This window comes from Mycobacterium sp. NGS15 (assembly GCF_059813245.1).
The window spans coordinates 606,019-627,455 of the sequence record NZ_JCALEF010000001.1 but is presented as its reverse complement, the minus strand read 5'-3'; the positions used below and the strand labels follow the sequence as shown (position 1 = coordinate 627,455).

Genomic DNA, 21,437 nt, shown 5'->3' with positions numbered 1-21,437 from the left:
GTGACAACTAGATTGACATGCGTGGGCGCCTCGATGACGCGCTAGTAAGCCCCGTCGCTGCGCACCACCGCGCGGAACGTGCGCCACAGGATGGAGACATCGGACACCATGGACCAATTCTCGACATACGACAGATCCAGTCGCACCGCCTCATCCCACGGCAGATCGGAACGCCCACTGACCTGCCACAAACCGGTCATCCCGGGCTTGACCAGGAGCCGGCGCTTGATCACGTCGGTGTACTCCTCCACCTCGCGGCGCAGCGGCGGACGGGGGCCCACCAGACTCATCTCGCCCCGCAGCACGTTGAACAGCTGCGGTAGTTCATCGAGGCTGGTGCGGCGCAGGAACCTGCCCACCGTGGTAACCCGCGGGTCCTCACGCATCTTGAAAAGCGGTCCCGCGCCATCGTTTTGGACCATCAGCGCAGCGACCATCTGGTCGGCCCCGGCCACCATGGACCTGAACTTGATCATCCGGAACGGCTTGGAGCTCACGCCGATGCGCTCGGCCGAGTAGAACACCGGTCCACGCGACTGCAGCTTCACGGCGAGGGCACAGGCCAACAGGATGGGGCTGAATCCGATGATGAGCAGCAAGGCACCAACGCGGTCGAACAGAACTTTGTGCATGCGCGAAGCGCCCTCGTATTGAGGCTCTGCGAGATGGATCAGCGGCACGGAGCCGGCCGGTCGCACGCGAACCCGGGGTTGGTCGACGTCGAACACGCCGGGAGCCACCAGCAGATTGACGCCGATCTCGCTGAGCCGCCAGGCCAGTTCGCGCATCTTCTCGGGGCCGAGCTGCTCGGTGGCAGTCACCGCCACAGTGTCCGCACCGGCCTCCATGACCGCGGCGACAATGCGGTCCTCCGAGCCGAGAATGGGGACCACCCGGTCGATGACCTCGATGTTCTGGCCTGGTGCACCCAAATATCCGGGAACACACACGCCGACAACGCGATATCCGAGCGCGGTGTCGCGCCCGAATGCCTCGGCGAGGTTGAGCGCCGCGGTGTCGCCGCCGAGCACCACCACCCTGAAAATCTGCTTGCCGCGCGCACGCTGCCGGTTGAGCCAGCTGCGGCTGAGTTTGCGGTTGAGCAGGAGGAACACAATCCCGACGATGAGCGCCATCCCCAGCGCGAAACGCGAGACGTTGAATTTGAACAGCACACTGACGATGGCGAAAAGACCGAACATGTGGAATGTGGCACGCAGTACCCGGTGGTATTCGTCGCCACCACTGCCCATGAGATGCGGTGCCCTGCTGCGGTACACACCCAGCAGCAATGCCCAGTAGGAAAAGAAGCCAATCCTGATCCACAGCTCGGCGGGGGTCATCGGGTTGGTGGCGTTGCGCAGTTCGATCCAGGTCCAGCCGGCGACCGCAACGACGAGGGTGTCCGTGACCATCAGCCACCGGGTGTAGCGATCTCCCCATTGCGCGGCCCGGTGCCCCGCGGAGGTTTGACCGACTACGGGGGACCGGCGCGGGCGTCGGACACTGCCGATCCGGCCCCTCAGCCGGGTCGGCGCAGGCGAGCCGTCGTTCACCGCGACCACGAGCGTGTCCTTCCAGAGCAGCCCCAACAGCAAAAACTACAAGCCTTATGTGATGAAGCGCCAGACGCCGAAGTCCGTGTGCAACCCGACGATGACAACCATCGCGCGAACGAATCAGATCGGTCGCGGCGCTAAAGGTGAAACGCTCGTTACCCAGTTTCGTACAGAAGGGAATGTATCCAGGGAGCCGTCACCGGGCAACATCTCACCGCAGAAGGCCTGCAATTGTGATCGAGCTCACCGGCCGAGGGGTGAAATGTACAGCTTGTTCTTATCCGAAAAGTATTAAATCGACTTTGAACTGGACATATGTCAGAATCCGTCAGGTCGAGCAAAGTTCAAGACGTACAAAATTAGCTCACTACAAACGTCGTGGAGCGGCACACCAGCAATGCCCATAGCGAGCAATAGAAGCAGCTGTGCAACGTCTGCGAGCAGAGATGCGGAAGCGCCGAGGGCAGCGAGGGCGTCATCGGGTCGCCAATCGGCGACCTAACAGATTTTGCTCACAAACAGAAGGGACATCCAGTAATTGTGGTAATGGCAGTGAACCATATGGTCAACGGGCTGGGCCGGTCCACGTCACGCCGCTAACTGGATACGTTTGTTAGCCCAATACTGTTCAGACCAGTGCGCGACCGGTGCGAATTCTCCAGTCGAGATCGAGCATGAGCGCGTTGAAGGGGAAACGTCGCAGCCCGTTAGGCAGCAGGCGATTGGCCATACCCAGGACACTGACGACGGCCCGGAAGGTTCGCTCGCGCGCCGGGTTCCAGGGCAGCCTCATCTCGTCCCGGAACCGCTGCGGCAAGAATCCCGTCGAGATGAGTCGCGAGAAGGCACCCACCGGCCGACGCATGAACCGCGGCACCGCAATGGTCGCGGAAATGATCCGGTACAGGTACGGCCGCACGTGATCGTCGATATGAACCTGATCCAACGACTGCTCCCAGTACGCATCGAACTCCGCGCAGGACTTCGGCCACATCGCGAGGGGCATCTGCAGCGTCGTCCCCATGACGGCACCCTCCTGCAGACACCGCTCGGCCATATCAGCCGGCATCGGACCTACGAAGGCCTCGTACACATCGACGAATCCCTTGTAGAGGCAGATCGCTACCCATTTCTGCAGTTCCGGGTCGAAGGCGTTGTACTGCACCGGGTCCCCCGGGGCCGAGCGAACCTGCGCATGGGAACGATTGGTCGCCTTCCGGAATGCCGCCTTCTGCTCCGGGCTCCCCAAGGACGACACCGCCAGGAAGGTGAAGGTGGTACGGGCCCGCTTCACGGGGTGCAGATCGGCGCGGCCACTTTCCACCTTGCTGTCGACGACGCCGTACCCGACGCCGGGGCGTGCCAACTGCATGACGATGTTGGCCGGGCCTCCCAGCAGGGCCAACCCCATCAGGTTGTCGGCCATATTGCTCTGGCGCCGCCAGGACCACCACGGAGACAGACGTGCAGGGGGAGGTACCGGCTCGTCACGACGACTCCGCGTACCCGGACCTCCGTCACCGACGATCGATTGATCGACCTCTGACACCCGTTCGATTGTCACCGTTGACCCCTTAATCTGCGAACGCTTGTTCTCAAATATCTTCCAGCGGGGTGCCACCTGTCAAGATGTAGTGGTGACGTCATCGCGGGTTTATGGAGGCGTGCAGGCCCCTGACCGCCAGGCCGAGCGCCGGAACCGGCTCCTGGAGGCAGGCCTGGACCTGCTGACCTCCGGTCCTGCGCCCAATGTGACGGTCCGCGGTGTGTGTAAGCACGCCGGCGTAGTCGCCCGGTACTTCTATGAAAACTTCGCCGATCTCGACGAGCTGACGGCGCAGGTGTACGACGGTGTGATCGGCGAGGTCGCCACCTCCACCCAGAAAGCCGTCGACGCCGCGCCGCTACGCGAGAAGACGGCGGCAGGCATCGCCAATATCGTGCACGTCATCGGGGCCGATCCTCGGATCGGCCACCTACTGTTCGGCAGCAATCCCGCTAATTCGGTTATCGCACAACGCCGTAGCGCGGCAGAACAACTTTTTGCCGCCCTCTCCGGCCAGCATCTGAACAAGACATATCAGCTGCCAAACGACGAATCAATGCGCGCCGCAGCCTACTTCGCCGTCGGCGGTGTCGGTCAGACGCTCGCGGCCTGGGTAACCGGCCAATTGAAGCTCGGCGCAGACGAGCTTGTCGTCGTGCTTACCCGTCTCCTCGAGCCGGTCAGGCGGTAGCGACCTCCCGCGGGGTGCGCTCGGCGGCCGTCTTCGGCGCAACACGCACATCCGCTGCAGTGAACTCCTTGGTCCAGCATGCGAATTCGAGGGTAATCCCGTCAGGGTCCAGGAAGTAGAACGACCGCACATACACGCCCGGGTGCAGTTCCTTCGATACCTGGAACTCACTCTCGTCGTGGTTGAGAATGGGCCCCACCCGCACACCCTTGGCCTTGAGCTTGACGCGGTACTCGTCGAACTTTTCGGCGGGAACGTGCAGCGAGATGTGGTTCATGGAGCTGACGGCGCTGATAATGTCGCCGATTCCCGGAATGGCGGCCGGGGCCGAAATCCCCGGGACGCCGTCCGGCGCATCCTTGAACCAGAAGAAGGCCAGACTGTCGCCACCACCGGCATCGAAGAAGAAGTGTTGCCCCTGCCCCATGGGCAGGTCGAGCGACTTGATGAGCGGCATGCCCAGCACGTTGGTGTAGAAGTCGACGGTGCGCTCCATATCCGAACACACAAGCGCCACATGGTTGAAACCACCAAACTCAAATTCGGAGTTGGGGTTGTTCGGTTTGATCATCGTCATGGGGAGCCTCCTTGATCCGACCGCATGACAGCCTTGCGTTGTACGCTAATCTGAATCTAACATCAGATTCAGAAACGGGTCAATACCGTGTGGCGAGCAGACAGGGGTGAGCGTGGTCCAACCCACCGTACGAGGCCGTCAAACGCAGGCCGCGATCGATGAGGCCGCACGAACCGTGATCGCCCGCAAGGGAATCCTTGCCACCACCGTCGCCGATATTGCCAGTGAGGCCGGCCGGTCCACGGCCTCGTTCTATAACTACTACGACTCCAAAGAAGCGATGGTCGCGCAGTGGGCCATGCGATTTCGCACCGAGGCGCAGGAGCGGGTCTCCTCGCTGGTAGCCGAGCCACGGGCACAGACAGATAAACAGCGCGCACGCGACATCGCTACCGCGCACTGGCTCACCTGGCGCCACCAGTTGGCCGAGATGATCAGCGTGTCGCAGATGGCCATGATCAGTATTGAGTTCGCCGAGTTCTGGAATCAAATATGTTCCGAGCCCATCGATTTCCTCACTACCACCATCAAACGGGCACAGCGTGACGGCTATAGCCCAGGCAATGATCCGCATCTCATGGCCACCGCGATCGTCTCGATGATGAACCAGTTCGCCTACAACCAGCTCAGCCAGGGCAATGCCGCCACCGTCGACGACGATGCCTGCATAGACACCCTGGCCGGAATCTGTTACCGCGCCATCTATTCCAAGGAGGTCTGCTGAACATGACGACGATCGTGCGGGACTTTATCGGGCTGCCCTCGCCGACCGCGGGACGCAACGGCGCCGGTGGGCATCCATGCCAGGGTCTGTATCACCGGGCGGCCGGCACCACGCCCAAGATTGCCTTCATCGCCACCCATTATCAGATCGACTTCTCCGAGCATTACATCGCCGAATACCTGGCCCGGCATGGGTACGGATTCCTGGGCTGGAACACCCGATTCCGGGGATTCGAAAGTCACTTCCTACTTGACCACGCGCTGGTGGACATCGGCGTGGGGGTGCGCTGGCTACAGGAACAGGCGGGCGTGGAAACAGTGCTACTGCTGGGCAATTCGGGGGGTGGCTCGCTGATGGCGGCCTACCAGTCGCAGGCGGTGGCTCCCAAGGTGACACCGCTGGAGGGCATGCGCCCGGCCGAGGGCCTGGACAGCCTGCCCGCCGCATCGGGCTACGTGGCCAGCGCCGCCCACCTCGGCCGCCCCGATGTGCTGACCGACTGGATGGACGCCTCGGTGGTCGACGAGAGCGACCCGGCCTCCACCGACCCGGCCTTGGACTTGTTCAACGAGGAGAACGGGCCCGCGTACTCCCCTGCCTTCGTTGCCAAGTACCGCGAAGGCCAGGTGGCGCGTAATCACCGGATCACCGCATGGGCACTCGACGAACTCGCGCGGGTGCGCGCAGCCGGTTTCAGCGACCGCGCCTTCACCGTGCACCGCACTTGGGCCGATCCCCGCATGGTCGACCCCACCCTGGAGCCCACCAAACGCCCGGCCAACCTCTGCTATGCGGGAGTGCCGGTCAAGGCCAACCGCTCCACCTTCGGAATCGGTTGTGCCACCACGCTGAAGAACTGGCTCGGCATGTGGAGCCTGTCGCACGCCCAGACCCGCGCCGAACCACATCTGGCCGATGTCACCGTCCCCGCCTTGGTCATCAACGCCGATGGCGATACCGGCGTCTTCCCCTCGGACGCCCAGCACATCCATGACGCGCTGGGCTCGACCGACAAGTCCCAGGCTTCCATCGACGCCGACCACTACTTCCAGAACCCCGGGGCTCGCCAGGAGCAGGCAGATACCATCGCAGAGTGGGCAAGCACGCGGTGGGGCTGAGATGAGCCGCTCGCGCGAAGATCATCGGGTGAGAGTTCTCGCGCACTTTCCGGGCGGTCCGCGCGTCCGTGAACAGCTTGCACCGCACACCGATTGGCTTGACGTCCATTTCTGCGCCGAGGACGATGACGACGCCTTCTACGAAGAACTGCCGCACGCCGCGGTGCTCTGGCATGTGCTTCGTCCGCTGTCCGCCGACGACGTCGCGAAGGGCGAACGGCTACGGCTGATCCACAAGTTCGGCGCGGGCGTGAACACCATTGCTCTGGACGCCGCATCCGCGCAGGGTGTCGCCGTCGCCAACATGCCGGGCGCCAACGCACCGTCGGTCGCCGAGGGGGCGCTGCTGTTGATGCTGGCGGCCCTGCGACAGCTGCCACGGCTGGACCGCGACATTCGGGCCGGCCGCGGTTGGCCCACCGATCAGTCTCTCGGCGATACCGTTCGCGATATCGGCTCCTGCACAGTCGGATTGGTGGGATACGGCAATATCGCCAAGACCCTGGAACGGACCTTGCTGGCGATGGGTGCCACCGTCGTGCACACCAGCACCCGCGATGACGGCTCCACGGGCTGGCGCAGCCTCGATGACCTGTTGACCAGCAGCGATATCGTGTCCCTGCATCTGCCGCTGACCGAAGCCAGCTCCGGATTGCTCGGCGCCGCGGCCCTGGCCCGGATGAAACCCGGATCTGTCCTGGTGAACACTTCGCGCGGCGCCGTCGTCGACGAGGCGGCGCTGACCGAAGCGCTACGGCAGGGACCGCTCGGTGCCGCGGGTCTCGATGTCTTTGCGCACGAGCCGATCTCGCCGGAAAACCCGCTGTTGGCGCTGCCCAATGTGGTGCTCACACCGCATGTCACGTGGTTCACCGCCGACACCATGACGCGTTACCTGGAGCATGCAATCGACAACTGCCGGCGTATACATGAGGGGATGCCCCTAGCTGACCGGGTGCGCTAGGCTGGCGCCCGAAGATTTACACTAAGCAGAATTCGTAAAATTCGTACAACAGATACCACAATGGCGTGGGAGGACGAATGGGAAGAACCGTGCAACTTGCGGGCAAGGTCGTCGCCATCACTGGCGGAGCTCGCGGAATCGGACGGGCCATCGCCACGGCGTTCGCCGCCGAAGGCGCGAAGGTCGCGATCGGCGATATCGACAAGAAGCTGTGTGAGAACACCGCCGCCGAGATCGGACACGGCACCATCGGCCTTCCGCTCGACGTGACCGACTATGGCAGTTTCGAGGCCTTTTTCGACACCATCGCAGCCACCGTCGGACCCGTCGACGTGATCGTGAACAACGCCGGCATCATGCCCATCACCCCGTTCGGGGAAGAATCACTCGAATCCATCCAGCGCCAGCTGGACATCAACGTGCGCGGCGTCATGTGGGGCAGCCAGCTCGCCGTCACCCGGATGAAGCCGCGTGGTGGCGGCGTGATCGTCAACATCGCGTCGGCGGCAGGCAAGATGGGTGTGCCCGGACTGGCCACCTATTGCGCGACGAAATGGGCGGTGGTCGGTCTGTGCGAGTCACTGACCCTCGAACTCAAGGACGACAACATCTCCGTTGTCTGCGTGATGCCCGGCGTGGTCAACACCGAGCTAGTCGCCGGCCTCGACGAGCATTGGCTGCTGGGAATCGTTCAGCCCGAAGACATTGCCGCCGGCGTACTGAAGGCCGTGCGCAGGGGCAAGTTCCCCGTCATGGTGCCCAAGAAACTCGGCCCACTGCTGCGGACAACCGCCATGCTGCCCCGAGCGCTGTACGGTCCGGCAGCACGATCACTGGGGATGGATCACTTCATGCTCGACGCCCATGGCACCTCCGCGCGAGCCGCCTACGAGGACCGAGCCAGCCACAGCGAGCCCAGCGCCGAATAGTTAGGAAGCAGCCCAATGCCTATCGCCATCAACAGTGAGCATGTAGCACTTGCGGATTCGGCGCATGCGTTCGTCGAACGTGTGGTGCCCTCCGAGCTGCTCCACGAGACCCTCGAGACGCCATTGCCGTGGCCTCCGCCGTTCTGGAAGGCTGCTGCCGACCAGGGTCTTACCTCCGTGCATCTCGCCGAATCTGTTGGCGGCCAGGGATTTGGCGCACTGGAGCTCGCGATCGTGGTGGCCGAGTTCGGACGGGGAGCCGTGCCCGGACCGTTCGTCCCGTCGGTGATCGCGAGCGCGCTCATCAGCGCCCATGATCCCGACCATCCGCTGCTCAACGATCTCGCCTCGGGTGCGTCCATCGCCACCTTCTCCTCCGCATCGTCGTTCACCGGAACGACTTCCGGTGGGGGCCTTACCGTGGATGGGCAGGCTCGTTCAGTGCTGTCGGCCGCGTCTGCGGCCTATGTGGTGGTGCCCGTTTCTGTCGGCGCCGATCGGGTATGGGTGGTTCTGAGCGCCGACGACGTCAGCCTCGCCCCGCAGCAGAGTGTGGACCGGCTCCGGCCGGTCGCGCATGTGACGGCGACCGGGGCGCAGGTTCCCGCCGACCGCGTGCTATCCAACCTCACCGATGCCCGCGCCACCAGCATCATCGCCACGATCATCTCGGCCGAGGCCGTCGGCGTCGCGCGCTGGGCCACCGATATCGCATCCGAATACGCCAAGGTGCGTGAGCAATTCGGCCGTCCCATCGGACAGTTCCAGGGCATCAAGCACAAGTGCGCCACCATGGCCGCCGTCACCGAGCGCGCCACCGCGGCCGTATGGGATGCCGCGCGCGCCCTCGACGACGCCGACGAGAACGCCGGCGTGGTGGAGTTCGCGGCCTCCGCCGCCGCCACGCTGGCACCGGCGGCCGCCCAACAGTGCGCGCAGGACTGCATTCAGGTGCACGGAGGTATCGGCTACACCTGGGAACACGATGCCCACATCTACTACCGCAGAGCGCTGGGTCTCATTGCCGCCCTGGGCCGTTCCGGCAGTGCACCGGCGACCGTGGTGCGCACCGCCGTCGAGCACGGCCTGCGCAAGGTGGATATCGACTTGGCCCCGGAAACAGAGGCACTGCGCGAAGAGATTCGCGCCGAGGTCGCCGCGCTCAAGGAGATTCCGTCCGGAAAACGCAACGCGGCCATCGCCGAAGGCGGATGGGTTTTGCCGTACCTGCCCACGCCATGGGGACGCGCCGCGTCGCCCATCGAGCAGGTGATCATCTCCCAGGAGTTCCTCGCCGGAAAGGTGCGTCGGCCGCAGCTCGGCATCGCGACCTGGCTCGTGCCGTCCATCGTCGCGTACGGCACCGAGGAACAGAAGCAGCGGTTCCTGCCTCCCACCTTCCGTGGCGAGATGATGTGGTGCCAGCTGTTTTCCGAGCCCGGCGCCGGGTCAGACCTCGCGGCTCTGTCGACCAAGGCCGTCAAGGTGGACGGTGGCTGGCGCCTCACCGGCCAGAAGATCTGGACCTCGGTGGCGCAGTTCGCCGACTGGGGCGCCTGCCTGGCCCGCACGGATCCGGCCGCGCCCAAACACAACGGCATCACGTACTTCCTCATCGACATGAAGAGCGAGGGCGTCACCGTTCGGCCGCTGCGCGAGATGACCGGCGGCGCGCTGTTCAACGAGGTGTTCATCGACGACGTCTTCGTGCCGGATGAGCTGGTGGTCGGCCAGGTCGACCGGGGCTGGGAGGTCAGCCGCAACACGCTAACGGCGGAACGAGTTTCGATCGGCAGCTCGGATCTGCCGTTCCTGGCCAGCCTGGATGACCTGGTGGCCTTCGTCGGCAAGAGCGAGCTCAGCGAGGTCGCGCGCGACCGGGCGGGACAGCTCATCGCCGAAGGACACGGGGTGAAGCTGCTGAACCTGCGCTCGACCCTGCTCACCCTTGCCGGTGGCGACCCGATGCCCTCGGCAGCGGTCTCCAAACTCCTTGGCATGCGCACGGGGCAGGGATACGCCGAATTCGTCGTCAACCATTTCGGACAAGATGGCGCCATCGGCGATTCCGAGCAGGAGCAAGGCCGCTGGGCGGACTATCTTCTAGCTAGCCGCGCCACCACCATCTACGGCGGCACCTCCGAGGTGCAGCTCAACATCATTGCCGAGCGACTGTTAGGACTGCCGCGTGACCCGTAATTCCGCTGTCGAGACCGGCTGGCGCCTGAACGAGGGATTTTTCACCGCCGCCGATGGCACCCAAATCGGGTTCTCCGATACCGGGAACCGTGCAGCGCCTGTGACAGTCCTATTCCTGCACGGCTGGACCCAGAATCGCGAGGCCTGGGATGACGTAGCGGGTCCCCTACACGAGCGCAATCCCGAACTACGGGTCATCGCGCTTGACCACCGGGGCCATGGCAAGTCCGATCCAGCGCCCGGGGGCACCGTGAATGTTCCCCAACTGGCCACGGATGCTGCCGATTTCATCAACGCAGAGATTCCCACGGGGCAGATCGTGATCGTCGGCCATTCCATGGGCGGCATGACCATGATGGGTCTCGGTGAATATCATCCCGAACTCGTGGCCCAGCGGATTTCCGGTGCGGTATTCGTGGCCACCTCCGCGGGCAGGCTTCTGCACCGGCTCCGGGTCGTCCCGCCGGTTTTCGAGGTAGTCAAGGCGGTGATCCTGGGTGTCGTCGCGCAAGGCTGGTTCCTCCAGCAGGGCTACCTCATGCGCCCCATCATCTCGACGCTGGTGTTTGGACGCGACCCACGTCCCTATGACGTAAGCCGAGTCTGGGACCAGATCCGTTCGGGGTCCCCGCAGAGCTACAAGGATGCCGCCGAGAGCATGGTGCTCCACGAGGACTTGACCAAAGGCCTGAGCGCCTACCGCGGCAAGCCCGCCGCAGTACTGGCAGGTGCGCGCGACTTCCTCACTCCAGCAGGCGATTCACGCATCATCGCCGCGGCCCTGCAAACCAACGAACTGCGTACCTACCCAGGTTCGGGCCACATGCTGCCCAACGAACGCGCCAGCGAGGTCGTCAACGAGATCGTGACGGTGCTGGAGGCGATGGATCACAAGCCGGCCACCCGAGTTGCCAAGGAGTCTGCCGGGTAATCGGCGCCCCGGTAGGCCCGTTGTCGGCTAGCTGTACCGACTGTGAAGTCGGGTCAGCGTGGCCTCGATCCCTCGGGTGTTTCCCTTGATAAAACCGGCCAGCTTGTAGTTCAACAGGTTTTGTACCGGGCCGGCATTGCGGAAGTCGAATGTCTCGGTGACACGTGTGCTGGTCGGCGATAGTGCGTCAAACTCCCAGCGCCACCGGTGGCCCAGAGGATGCCGCCATTCGACGACCCTGTCGGGTTCGAGTGCCGTGACGGTGCTGGTGATGCGGTAAGGAAGCCCGAACATCCGCATTCCGGTGGAAAAGCGCGAGCCCACCTCGAGATGGTCAGGCGTGCGGATGTTTTCGCCGACAGTGCCCGATCCGTCGAGTTCGTGGTGACGCCGCGGGTCTGCGACGATGCCGAACAATTCCGTCGCCGGGGCAGACACCTCGACTGAGCGACTGATCTGCTGAGGTCCTGCCTCTACCACTGATACGGACATACACCCACTCCTTCGTTTAGCGGTGGTTACTAGAGGCGTTCGACTTCGACGGTCACGCCCTGGGCCACCCGCAGCCGTTTCAGCAGCGGGTCACCCATGGCGGCCGCGGGCGTCAAAACCCCTAGCCGGTCTGGTAATTCGCTGCGGTCAAGTGCCAGGGTCAAGCCACTCTCGCCCAGCAGCACCGCGGTCGCCTTGTAACCGGGATCGCCTTCCTGCGCGATGACCGCCCGATAACGCACACCCTCGGTTGTGGTGGTGTAGGTCTCGACCCGGTAATGGCCCTTGTTCCGGGTGCGCTCACTGGGGCCCGAACCCGGCTTGGGCAGCAGGCGCTGGGCAACGAATTTCGGCATAGGCACCCGCGTCCCCAGACCGAAACCCGCTGTCAGGAAACCCGTGACCGCGGCCGCGGCGATCGGCGCAACCACCGAGCTTCCCAGACTCATCACCTCGCGATAACGCATACGGGTTCCATAACCCCAGTCCAGTAATGCGTTGCTACGTCGCACAACCCGGGTGTTGACCGGCCCCATGAAGAAGGCCCCCAGCCATTTACCCGCCAACTCCGGCGCCACAGATTCGCCACGGAGCGTCTGAAACTCACGCTGACGCCCCACCTCCGGCTCGGCCGGGCGATCCGGGCTCAGCGAGTACGGATCCTGAGAGTTGCGACGCACCTCCGGATCCTCGGCGCTGGCCTCCATCACCTCGACCATCGACGCCGCCGTACCACCGCTGACACCACCACGGAACTTACTCAGCACATAGGTCGTCTCGAGCAGCTCGCCGGTGCCGTCTTCCTGAGCCCGCCGGTACAACGCATACACGCTCAGATCCGAGGGGATGGAATCAAATCCACAGCAATGCACAATCCTGGCACCGGTGTCAGCGGCCTGCTTGCCGTACACGTCGATGCTCTCCCGGACAAAGTTGACCTCACCGGTCAGATCCGCATAGTCGGTTCCCGCCTCAGCGCACGCGGCCACCAACGGCAGCCCATACTTCGTGTACGGCCCGACGGTGGTAATAACCACCTGGGTAGAAGCGGCCATCGCCGCCAGCGTCGCCGGGCGCGTGGCGTCAGCCTCGATCAACGGCCAATCTCGCGCCGCCGGACCACACCCATCACGCACGGCGGCAAGCTTTTCGGTGTTGCGTCCCGCCAGTGCGATGCGCGCCCCGGTGGCTTCAACTCGGCCCGCCAGGTAGAGCGCGGTCAGCTTCCCCACATATCCCGTCGCCCCGTAAAGGACCACGTCATAGGCACGGTCGTGTTCCCGAGACATGCGTTACACCTCCAGGTCGCGCAGTTGGCGCTTGAGGATCTTGCCGGAAGGGTTGCGCGGCAGGATATCCAGGAACACGACGTCACGCGGCACTTTGTAGCGCGCCAGGTTGTCGCGCACGTACGCACGGATGCTGTCGGCGTCCACCGTCGATTCGGGGTGACGAACCACGAACGCCCGCAACCGTGCTCCCCAATCCGCGTCGTCGACACCGAGCGCGGTGGCCTCGATGACATCCGGGTGCCCACTGATGAGGTCTTCGACCTCGGCGGGGAAGACGTTCTCGCCGCCCGAAACGATCATCTCGTCATCGCGTCCGGACACATACAGCAGCCCGTGCTCGTCGAAGTAGCCGACGTCGCCGCTGGACATCAGACCGTCGATGATCTGCTTGTGCCCACCACCGGTGTAGCCGTCGAACGGGATCGCGTTGCTGACGAAGATCCGGCCGACGGTGCCTGGCGATACTGGCTTTCCTTCGTCGTCAAGGATTTTCACGGTCGCACCCTTGACGACCGGGCCCACCGTGGACGGGTTGATGGCGAGATCCTGGGGCCGCGCGATGGTGGCGAAGGCGACTTCGGTCGAGCCATACAGGTTGTAGATCACCGGTCCCAGCGTGTCCAGAGCCCGCGCCGCGAGCTCGCCACCGAGTTGCGACCCGGACACGAAAACGATGCGCAGCGAGGACAAGTCGAGCTTGCTCTCCGTCTCATCGAGGGCGTTGAGTAGGCGATTGAGCATTACCGGCACCACCACGATGGCGGTCACCTTGAACTTCTCGATATCGGCAAGCACGTTCTCGGGCTTGAACTTCCGATGCAAGATCAGCGTGCAACCCAGCGTCAGCGCCAGGCTCTGATGTAGATAGCCCAGCGCATGGAACATCGGGGCGGGCACGGACGTCACCTCCCCCGAACGGAACGGCACATGCGAGAACATGCCGCCGACAGGCGCCAAGGTCAGCGCCAGCTTGCGCGGGGCACCCTTCGGGGTTCCGGTGGTGCCGCTGGTCAGAATCACCAACGACGAGTATTTAGACGGCCGCGGCGCCGGCGTCGTGCTGTTGCGCTTGATCACCGACGCGATGGTCTCGTCGGTGGAGGCCGGCTGGTCCGGGTTCTCGGGGTTGGTGGGCAGCGCCATGATCCGGCCCAGCTCGGGGCGGTACCCGTCCAAAAACTCGGCGTACTCGGCGTCGTAGATCAGGACGCGGGCGCCTTCACGCTCGGCGACCTCCTTGGTCTGCGGTCCCGAGAAGTCGGTGTTGAGCAGGATGACGCGGGCGCCGGCGCGATGCGCTGCGTAGTTGGCGATGATGAACCAACGGTGGTTACGCGCCAGGATCGCGACCCCGTCGCCGCCCTTGATACCGAGACGATTCAGGCCGTGAGCCAGGGCGTTCACCGAGTCGTTCAGCTCTGCGTAGGTGAGCGAACCCTCGTCGTCGATGATCGCGGTGCGCGACGGGCTGCGGTGGGCGCCGAACGCCGGTACGGCACCGATCTCGCCGAACCGGTAGAAGTCGCGGACGATGCCCGCCAGCACGTTCGGCGGATCCAATTTGAGCATGCCCGCCTCGATGACCTTGCGGAGATAATGCAGCTCAGCGCCACCGCGCTTCGCAAGAGTCTGAAGTTTCGAGAAGAGCGGCCGTTCGGCGGTGATCGACATGATCGACAGCCTATGTGACCTCCCTCTCAGCGGCACAGCCAACCGGTCGGTCGGGGGCACGTCACCAAGTACCTCCAAGAAAGTCGGTCTACAGCCCTACGATGGCGCCATGGCAGAGGTCGTGCTGCAGGTCGCGGGGCGTGAGGTCACCATCACGCACCCCGACAAGGTGATGTTTCCCAGCGGGGAAAACACCGCGGCCGTCACCAAGGGTGACCTGGTCCACTACTACCTCGATGTCGCCGACGGGGCGCTGCGAGGAGTACGTGACCGGCCGATGATCCTGAAGCGATTCGTCAAGGGCATCTCGCAGGAGGCGGTGTTCCAGAAACGCGTGCCGGAGAAACGGCCGGACTGGATCGCCTCAGCCGAGCTGCACTACGCGCGCGGGACCTCCGCCCGCGAGGCCGTCGTCACCGACGCGGCCTCCCTGGCCTGGGTGGTCAACCTGGGCTGTGTCGATCTCAATCCGCACCCGGTGCGCGCCGATGATCTGGACCACCCCGATGAGCTGCGCATCGACCTCGATCCTGTTCCGGGGGTGCCATGGAGCCAGATCCTCGATGTCGCGTTTGTCGTCCGCGGGGTCCTGGAGGATCACGGGCTGACAGCCTGGCCGAAGACGAGTGGCTCTCGGGGTTTTCACATCTATGCGCCCGTCGCGCCACGGCGGACCTTCCGGGAGCTGCGGCTGGCCGCCGAGACGGTGGCCCGTGAGGTGGAGCGCCGCGCCCCGGAGCTCGCGACCAGCCGATGGTGGAAAGAGGAGCGCCACGGGGTGTTCGTCGATTTCAACCAGAACGCGAAGGATCGCACGGTGGCCTCCGCCTATTCGGTGCGTGCCGTCCCGGACGCCCGGGTGTCGACGCCGCTGCGGTGGGACGAGGTGGCAGGCTGCCGCCCCGCGGAATTCACGCTGACCACGGTGCGGGAACGATTCGCCGATATCGGCGATCCGTGGCAAGGCATGGAAGGCGCCACCGGCACGCTGGACCAGCTGCTGGAATTGGCCGCAGAGCTCGGCCCAGCCGAAAAGGCGCCCAAGGGCGCTTCGCGCGACGGACGGCGGCGGTCGACGATGCCGCTCATCGAGATCGCGCGGACGAAGACCAAGCCGGAAGCCGAGGCCGCGTTGGCCGAGTGGCGTGACAAGTACCCCGACGTATCGAAACTCCTTGAACCGCAGGATGTTCTCGTAGACGGCATGCGTGGCCCGAGCTCGGTGTGGTACCGGGTGCGGGTCAACCTGATACACGTGCCGGAGGCGGAGCGCCCGCCACAGGAAGAGCTGATCGCCAACTACTCGCCGTGGGGCTAGCCCGATTGCGCCGGTAGGGCGGCCAGCGAGGCAGCACCCGCCGCGACGGCGGATAGTGCCACTGCGGTGCCGACAATCGAAGTGAACCTTCCGATTTCGCCCCGGCGCCCGGCCGCGACCAACACCGCCGCATCAACCGCATCGGTCAGTATGTTCAGCTTCAGGAATGTGCGGGGGGCGGTGAACGCATCCAAGCGCGACAATCCAAATGCCAGCAGCGCGTTGCGAATGCCGAACATACGGCCCATGGGCACTGCAGCCGTTCCGGCGACCTCCATCCGGAAAACGCGCCCGAACAAGTTCGGCGTCAGCAGGCTGCCCGAGGCGACGAGTGTGCGCCCCAGGATGAGAAGTTTCAGGGGACGTGAACGGTCGGCCGCTCGTGCTGGCATGGAATCCTCCTCATTGAGTTCCGCCGATAAGACGCTGTAGTACAAGAGAATCGACCCATCGGCAGATGTATACCGATTGGTATACTAGGCGGCATCGCGGGCGCCCGCAAGATGCCCCGGCTACCAGCGATGGCCGCGCCCCTGCTCGCGGTACCAGTCGATAAGATCCGGATTATCGATCGACCGCGGATCCAAGGACACATCCGCGCGTCCGGCCAGCACGCCGCCGATGGGCACCTCGAGCTTCTTGCCGGTGCGGGTGTGCGGAATTCCGGGAGCCTCGATCACCTCGTCGGGGACATGGCGGGGTGACAAGCGGGCGCGGATCTCCCGCGCGATCCGCGCGCCCAGGTCGGTATCGAAGGCATGCCCCGCCGCCATGGTGACAAATAGCGGCATCCAGTAGGCAGCGTTGGGCCCGTCGACGCCGAGGACGAATCCCTCGGCGATCTCGTCCATTGATTCCACGACCTCGTAGATATCCGCCGAGCCCATCCGGATTCCGTTGCGGTTCAACGTGGCATCGCTGCGTCCATGAATGACCAGCGATCCCCGATCGGTGACGGTGACCCAATCGCCGTGCCGCCAGACCCCGGGATGGCCACCATCTGACCACTCATGATCGAAATAGGCAGCTCGGTACCGTGACCCGTCGGGGTCGCCCCAGAATCGGATCGGCATGCACGGCATGGGTTGCAGGATCACCATCTCGCCCACTTCCCCGATGAGAGACCGGCGATCCGGTGACCAGCTGCGCAGATCCACCCCCAGGTAGCGCGCGGGCAACTCGCCGGCCCGGGCGGGCACCCCCGGTGTGCCGCCGGCGAATGCGGTGCAAACATCGGTACCACCCGAGAGCGAGGACACAGCGACGCCGACACACGATCCCGCCCAGTCGAAAAGATCGGCCGAAAGCGGTGAACCGCTGCTGCCCAACGTTTTCAGCGCACTCAGGTCGTGCTCGGCCGACGGCTCCAGCCTCGCCTTCTTGGCTGCCTGTAAGTGTCCAGGACTGGTGCCGAAGTAGCTCACCTTCTCGGATTCCAGCAGCTCCCACAGCCGATCCGCGTTGGGATACAACGGGTGTCCGCTGTAACAGACCACGGTGGCACCGACCAGAAGACCGCTTAGCCGGAAGTTCCACATCATCCAGGAGAGCGCCGTCTGCCAGAAGAAGACGTCACTTCGCCCCAGATCGCAATGCAGCCCCACACCCTTGAGATGCTCCAGCAGCATGCCCCCGTGGCCGTGCACGATGCCCTTGGGTCTGCCGGTGGTTCCCGAGCTGAACAAGACCCAGATCGGATGATCGAATGGCACCATCTCCACGATCGGGTCTGCACTGCCCGTCGGCAATTCGAGCATCAGCCCGGGGTCGCCCGGCAACAAACGGTGGAGTTCGGTGGTGTCGGGCCCCTTGTCCACCCACCGGCCGTTGTAGCGGTACCCGGAACCGGAGATGAGCACCTTCGGATTGAGCTGCCCCAGCCGTGCGGCCGCGCCCTCGGGGGCATAGTCCTGCCCGCATCCCGCCCATATCGCGCCCACCGCAGCGGTGGCCAAACAGGCCACCATCGCATCGGGCACATCCGGCAGATACGCGGCCACACAGTCACCGCGGCTAACGCCGAGACGGCGCAGCGCAGCAGCCACCGCGCCGACGCGGCCGGGCAATTCGCGCCAGCCGATCTCGGTACGCTCCCCCGCCTCGTTGACACCCACGATGGCGGCCCCGTCTTGATCCGCATGGCGCAGGATCGGATCCACATAATTGAGCTCTGTTCCCGGAAACCATTGCGCCCCAGGCATTACCGGAGTGGCCAACACACCCTCATCACCGTCTTGTAACCCACGTCCCGGAACATCGAAGAACTCCCACAACGCACGCCAAAACTGGGGAACGGAGCCGACAGACCAGCGCCATACATCCGCATAGTCATGGACTGACAACGCATACCGTCGCTCGATGTGGTCGACGAATCGTTCGTAGGTACTACTTCCCATGTGCGTGGCCCGGCTCTCGTAATCCCAGAAGTTCCATGGCCTGTATCCGCAAGTCGATTTTGCGTACCTTTCCCGTCACGGTCATCGGGAAACTGTCGACGACGTGCACGTAACGCGGGATCTTGTAGTGCGCAAGGCGCCCCGAGGCGAAGGCGCGGATGGCGCCGGCGTCGAGCGGTGCACGGCCCGTCCGCATCCGGAGCCACGCGCACAGCTCCTCGCCGTACTTCTCGTCGGTAACCCCGACCACCTGAACGTCCTCGATATCCGGATGGGTGAGTAGGAACTCTTCGATCTCGCGCGGATAGATGTTCTCGCCGCCGCGTATCACCATGTCCTTGATCCGCCCAATGATGGTGCAGTAGCTATCGTCTCGCATGACCGCCAGGTCACCGGTATGCATCCAACCGTCGGTGTCGAGCACCTCGCGGGTGTGCTCTTCATCGTTCCAGTAGCCGAGCATCACCGAGTAACCACGGGTACACAGCTCTCCGGATTGCCCGCGCTCCACTGTCTCTCCGGTGCCGGGATCGACGACTTTGACCTCGACATGCGGATGCACACGCCCAACAGTCGCAGTGCGGCGTTCCAGGTCGTCATCGAACAGCGTCTGGCAAGAGACGGGCGAGGTCTCGGTCATGCCGTACGCGATGGTGATCTCGGCCATGTTCATCTCGTCGACGCATCGCTTCATCACCTCGACGGGACACACCGAACCAGCCATAATTCCCGTCCGCAACCAGGACAGGTTGCGCTTTGCGAAATCAGGATCGGCGAGCATGGCAATGAACATGGTGGGCACCCCGTACACCCCGACGCAACGCTCGTGTTCGATGGCGTCGAGAGTGCGCGCGGGATCAAACCCCGGTGCCGGCATGACGATGGTGGCACCGTGTGTCGTGCATCCGAGATTGCCCAGAACCATTCCGAAGCAGTGATAAAAGGGCACCGGGATGCACAAACGATCTCCGGCCCCGAGGTGAATCGACTCGGCCACGAAGTACCCATTGTTGAGTACGTTGCGGTGCGACAGCGTCGCACCCTTGGGATAACCCGTGGTCCCCGAGGTGTATTGGATATTGATGGGATCGGTGTTGGACAGCTGCGACATCCGGTCGCGCAGCGCGGCCTCGGGGACACGGTCGGCTCCCGTCACTAGATCGGCCCAGTCGTCCGTCCCGATGAACACCACGTCGAGCAAGGTGGAGACATCCGGGCGCACCTGGTCCACCATCGTCACGTAGTCGGAGGACTTGAATGCCGTAGCACAAATCAGCGTACGGATCCCTGACCGATTGAGCGCATAGGCCAGCTCATGGGTTCGGTAGGCCGGATTGATGTTGACCAGAATCGCGCCGACTTTCGCGGTGGCGTATTGCACCAGCACCCATTCGGCGCAGTTCGGCGCCCAGATTCCGACGCGGTCCCCTGCGCCGATCCCCAACGACATGAGCCCGCGCGCAACGCGGTTGATCTCGGCGTCGAGCTCACGGTAGGTCCACCTCCTCCCGCCGGCCACATCGACGAGGGCATCGATATCCGGATAGGTGCCGACTACGCGCTCGAAGTTCTCCCCGATGGTCTCCTCGATGATCGGGGACGTCAACGGCCCGGCGTCATAGGACTTCATCGTGCCGCTTCACCACCTGCAGCGCTGTGCTCCGTCCACGGATCAGTGGGACGGATCGAGCACGACTCTAACGACGTGTCTGGGCCACCACCCTGAATTCCGGTGCTCAGTTCGACAATCCGTTGAGCATGTCTGAGCACGGGCGCATCCACCATCGCCCCTTCGAATTGGAAGACACCACGTTCCCGACCTGCCAGCTCGAGCACGTCGCGCGCCCACCGCGCCCGCTCCTCGGTCGGCCTGTATGCCTCCCGAATGACGTTCACCTGGGTGGGATGGATGGCCACCTTGGCATCGAACCCGACGGCCACGGCATCATCTGCCTCCGCACGCAATCCGTCGAGGTCCTTGATATCGAGGTAAACCGAGTCCAATGCCAACCGGCCACATGCCTTTGCCGCCAAGAGAGCTCGGGAACGAACATGTTGTGCCACATCGCGGTAGCTGCCATTGGGCCAGCGGTTGTCGGTGCCCCCGGTAGCGGCGAACAGGTCCTCCGCGCCCCACATCGCCGCGACGGCGTTCTCTGGCCGCACCAGCTCAACGACGTTGAGTGCCCCCAGCGGAGTTTCGATGAGCACCACCACATTCAGCGGCGCCAACGCGATGACCTGATCCGCGTACTCGCTCTTGGCCAGCATCACCGTGGTGTACGCGGTCCGCGCGATCGCTTCCACGTCCAGTAGGTGATCGGCGGTGCCGGCCGGATTGAGACGGACCACTGTCCGAGTGGGATCCAGTGGGGTATTGATCAACGCATCGCGGGCGGCTGCGCGGTCGGTGGCCGCCACCCCGTCCTCAAGATCGAGAATCACCACATCTGCAGCAACAGAAGCCTTTTCGAAACGCTCGGGACGGTCGGCGGGACAGAAGAGCCAGCCCGGTCCCCTGTTCGTAAGTGTCATTAACCCTGTCCTTCAGCACGTTTGCGCACCATGGTGTTTCGCGACGCTGTTGCCACCACGTCACCGTGCTGGTTCCTGCCGGTGTGCATAAAGGTGACGATGCCCTCTCCCGGGCGGCTCTTGGACTCGCGCTTATCGATCACCTCGGACTCCGCGTAGAGCGTGTCTCCGTGGAACAGCGGTTTAGGAAAAGCGATGTTGGAGAATCCCAGATTCCCGATGATGGTGCCCTGGGTCAGTTGTGCGACCGACAACCCGACCAATGTCGACAGCGTGAACATCGAATTCACCAGGCGCTGATTGAACGGTGGCAACGCCTCCGAGAACGCCGCATCGAGGTGCAGTGCCTGGGTGTTCATGGTCAACGTCGTGAACAGGACGTTGTCGGCCTCGGTAATCGTCCGACCGGGCCGGTGCAGATACAACACATCGGTCTCGAACTCCTCGAACCATAGACCGCGCTGCTCGACGGTCCGTTTGTCGCTCACAACCACC

Annotated in this window: 18 protein-coding genes and 1 pseudogene; 8 read left to right on the top strand and 11 right to left on the bottom strand. The window is 64.0% G+C overall.

Annotation, left to right across the window (positions count from 1 at the left end):
* Positions 1 to 41: 41 nt before the first annotated feature.
* On the bottom strand, positions 42 to 1,592 hold the full coding sequence (locus AC5Y5C_RS02965) for a sugar transferase (protein WP_499968849.1): 1,551 nt from the start codon (positions 1,590 to 1,592) through the stop codon (positions 42 to 44).
* Positions 1,593 to 2,187: 595 nt separating this feature from the next.
* The gene (locus AC5Y5C_RS02960; RefSeq protein ID WP_499969326.1) at positions 2,188 to 2,985 is read right to left on the bottom strand and encodes an oxygenase MpaB family protein; all 798 of its coding nucleotides are present in this window, start codon (positions 2,983 to 2,985) and stop codon (positions 2,188 to 2,190) included.
* 208 nt (positions 2,986 to 3,193) lie between these two features.
* Here AC5Y5C_RS02960 and AC5Y5C_RS02955 point away from each other — a divergent pair, with 208 nt between their 5' ends.
* On the top strand, positions 3,194 to 3,796 hold the full coding sequence (locus AC5Y5C_RS02955) for a TetR/AcrR family transcriptional regulator (protein WP_499968847.1): 603 nt from the start codon (positions 3,194 to 3,196) through the stop codon (positions 3,794 to 3,796).
* Here AC5Y5C_RS02955 and AC5Y5C_RS02950 read toward each other — a convergent pair.
* A complete protein-coding gene (locus AC5Y5C_RS02950; protein ID WP_499969324.1) occupies positions 3,786 to 4,367 on the bottom strand; it encodes a VOC family protein in 582 nt (193 codons plus the stop codon). The genes AC5Y5C_RS02955 and AC5Y5C_RS02950 overlap by 11 nt on opposite strands.
* A 118-nt stretch (positions 4,368 to 4,485) precedes the next feature.
* Here AC5Y5C_RS02950 and AC5Y5C_RS02945 point away from each other — a divergent pair, with 118 nt between their 5' ends.
* The 6 genes from AC5Y5C_RS02945 (at position 4,486) to AC5Y5C_RS02920 (ending at position 11,238) form a co-directional block, all read left to right on the top strand.
* On the top strand, positions 4,486 to 5,097 hold the full coding sequence (locus AC5Y5C_RS02945; protein WP_499969322.1) for a TetR/AcrR family transcriptional regulator: 612 nt from the start codon (positions 4,486 to 4,488) through the stop codon (positions 5,095 to 5,097).
* A gap of 2 nt (positions 5,098 to 5,099) precedes the next feature.
* Positions 5,100 to 6,215, top strand: coding sequence for an alpha/beta hydrolase family protein (locus tag AC5Y5C_RS02940; protein WP_499968845.1), 1,116 nt, complete (start codon positions 5,100 to 5,102; stop codon positions 6,213 to 6,215).
* Position 6,216: 1 nt separating this feature from the next.
* Positions 6,217 to 7,179: a 2-hydroxyacid dehydrogenase gene (locus tag AC5Y5C_RS02935; protein WP_499968843.1), complete on the top strand. Its 963-nt coding sequence runs from the start codon at positions 6,217 to 6,219 to the stop codon at positions 7,177 to 7,179.
* Positions 7,180 to 7,256: 77 nt separating this feature from the next.
* Positions 7,257 to 8,108: an SDR family oxidoreductase gene (locus AC5Y5C_RS02930; RefSeq protein ID WP_499968841.1), complete on the top strand. Its 852-nt coding sequence runs from the start codon at positions 7,257 to 7,259 to the stop codon at positions 8,106 to 8,108.
* A 15-nt stretch (positions 8,109 to 8,123) separates the two neighbouring features.
* Complete coding sequence (locus AC5Y5C_RS02925; RefSeq protein WP_499968838.1) at positions 8,124 to 10,307, top strand: acyl-CoA dehydrogenase family protein; 2,184 nt, start codon at positions 8,124 to 8,126, stop codon at positions 10,305 to 10,307.
* Positions 10,297 to 11,238: an alpha/beta fold hydrolase gene (locus tag AC5Y5C_RS02920; RefSeq protein WP_499968836.1), complete on the top strand. Its 942-nt coding sequence runs from the start codon at positions 10,297 to 10,299 to the stop codon at positions 11,236 to 11,238. The genes AC5Y5C_RS02925 and AC5Y5C_RS02920 overlap by 11 nt, the downstream gene beginning before the upstream one ends.
* Positions 11,239 to 11,265: 27 nt before the next feature.
* Here the strand turns inward: AC5Y5C_RS02920 and AC5Y5C_RS02915 are convergent, their stop codons facing one another.
* The 3 genes from AC5Y5C_RS02915 to fadD2 are packed head-to-tail and all read right to left on the bottom strand — an operon-like array spanning position 11,266 to position 14,693.
* Positions 11,266 to 11,730 carry an SRPBCC family protein gene (locus AC5Y5C_RS02915; protein ID WP_499968835.1) on the bottom strand — a complete coding sequence of 155 codons (465 nt, stop codon included), beginning with the start codon at positions 11,728 to 11,730 and terminating at the stop codon, positions 11,266 to 11,268.
* Positions 11,731 to 11,759: 29 nt separating this feature from the next.
* Positions 11,760 to 13,019 (bottom strand): saccharopine dehydrogenase family protein, encoded by a 1,260-nt coding sequence (locus AC5Y5C_RS02910; RefSeq protein ID WP_499968833.1) that lies wholly within the window; start codon positions 13,017 to 13,019, stop codon positions 11,760 to 11,762.
* A 3-nt stretch (positions 13,020 to 13,022) separates the two neighbouring features.
* A complete protein-coding gene (gene fadD2 / locus AC5Y5C_RS02905) occupies positions 13,023 to 14,693 on the bottom strand; it encodes a long-chain-fatty-acid--CoA ligase FadD2 (RefSeq protein ID WP_499968831.1) in 1,671 nt (556 codons plus the stop codon).
* Positions 14,694 to 14,814: 121 nt separating this feature from the next.
* On the opposite strand from fadD2, the gene AC5Y5C_RS02900 reads away from it, so the two are divergent.
* Complete coding sequence (locus AC5Y5C_RS02900; RefSeq protein ID WP_499969321.1) at positions 14,815 to 16,011, top strand: DNA polymerase domain-containing protein; 1,197 nt, start codon at positions 14,815 to 14,817, stop codon at positions 16,009 to 16,011.
* Here AC5Y5C_RS02900 and AC5Y5C_RS02895 read toward each other — a convergent pair.
* From AC5Y5C_RS02895 to AC5Y5C_RS02875, 5 genes and pseudogenes are all read right to left on the bottom strand, one after another.
* Positions 16,008 to 16,403, bottom strand: coding sequence for a hypothetical protein (locus AC5Y5C_RS02895; RefSeq protein ID WP_499968829.1), 396 nt, complete (start codon positions 16,401 to 16,403; stop codon positions 16,008 to 16,010). The two genes, AC5Y5C_RS02900 and AC5Y5C_RS02895, sit on opposite strands and share 4 nt — an antisense overlap.
* A 120-nt stretch (positions 16,404 to 16,523) precedes the next feature.
* Positions 16,524 to 18,407: an acetoacetate--CoA ligase gene (locus AC5Y5C_RS02890; protein WP_499968828.1), complete on the bottom strand. Its 1,884-nt coding sequence runs from the start codon at positions 18,405 to 18,407 to the stop codon at positions 16,524 to 16,526.
* The gene (locus tag AC5Y5C_RS02885; RefSeq protein ID WP_499968826.1) at positions 18,397 to 20,037 is read right to left on the bottom strand and encodes an AMP-binding protein; all 1,641 of its coding nucleotides are present in this window, start codon (positions 20,035 to 20,037) and stop codon (positions 18,397 to 18,399) included. The genes AC5Y5C_RS02890 and AC5Y5C_RS02885 overlap by 11 nt, the downstream gene beginning before the upstream one ends.
* An 86-nt stretch (positions 20,038 to 20,123) precedes the next feature.
* Positions 20,124 to 20,942, bottom strand: a pseudogene (locus tag AC5Y5C_RS02880) (HpcH/HpaI aldolase/citrate lyase family protein); the annotation flags it as partial.
* Complete coding sequence (locus AC5Y5C_RS02875; RefSeq protein ID WP_499968825.1) at positions 20,942 to 21,430, bottom strand: MaoC family dehydratase; 489 nt, start codon at positions 21,428 to 21,430, stop codon at positions 20,942 to 20,944. The pseudogene AC5Y5C_RS02880 and the gene AC5Y5C_RS02875, both read right to left, overlap by 1 nt.
* Positions 21,431 to 21,437: the final 7 nt, after the last annotated feature.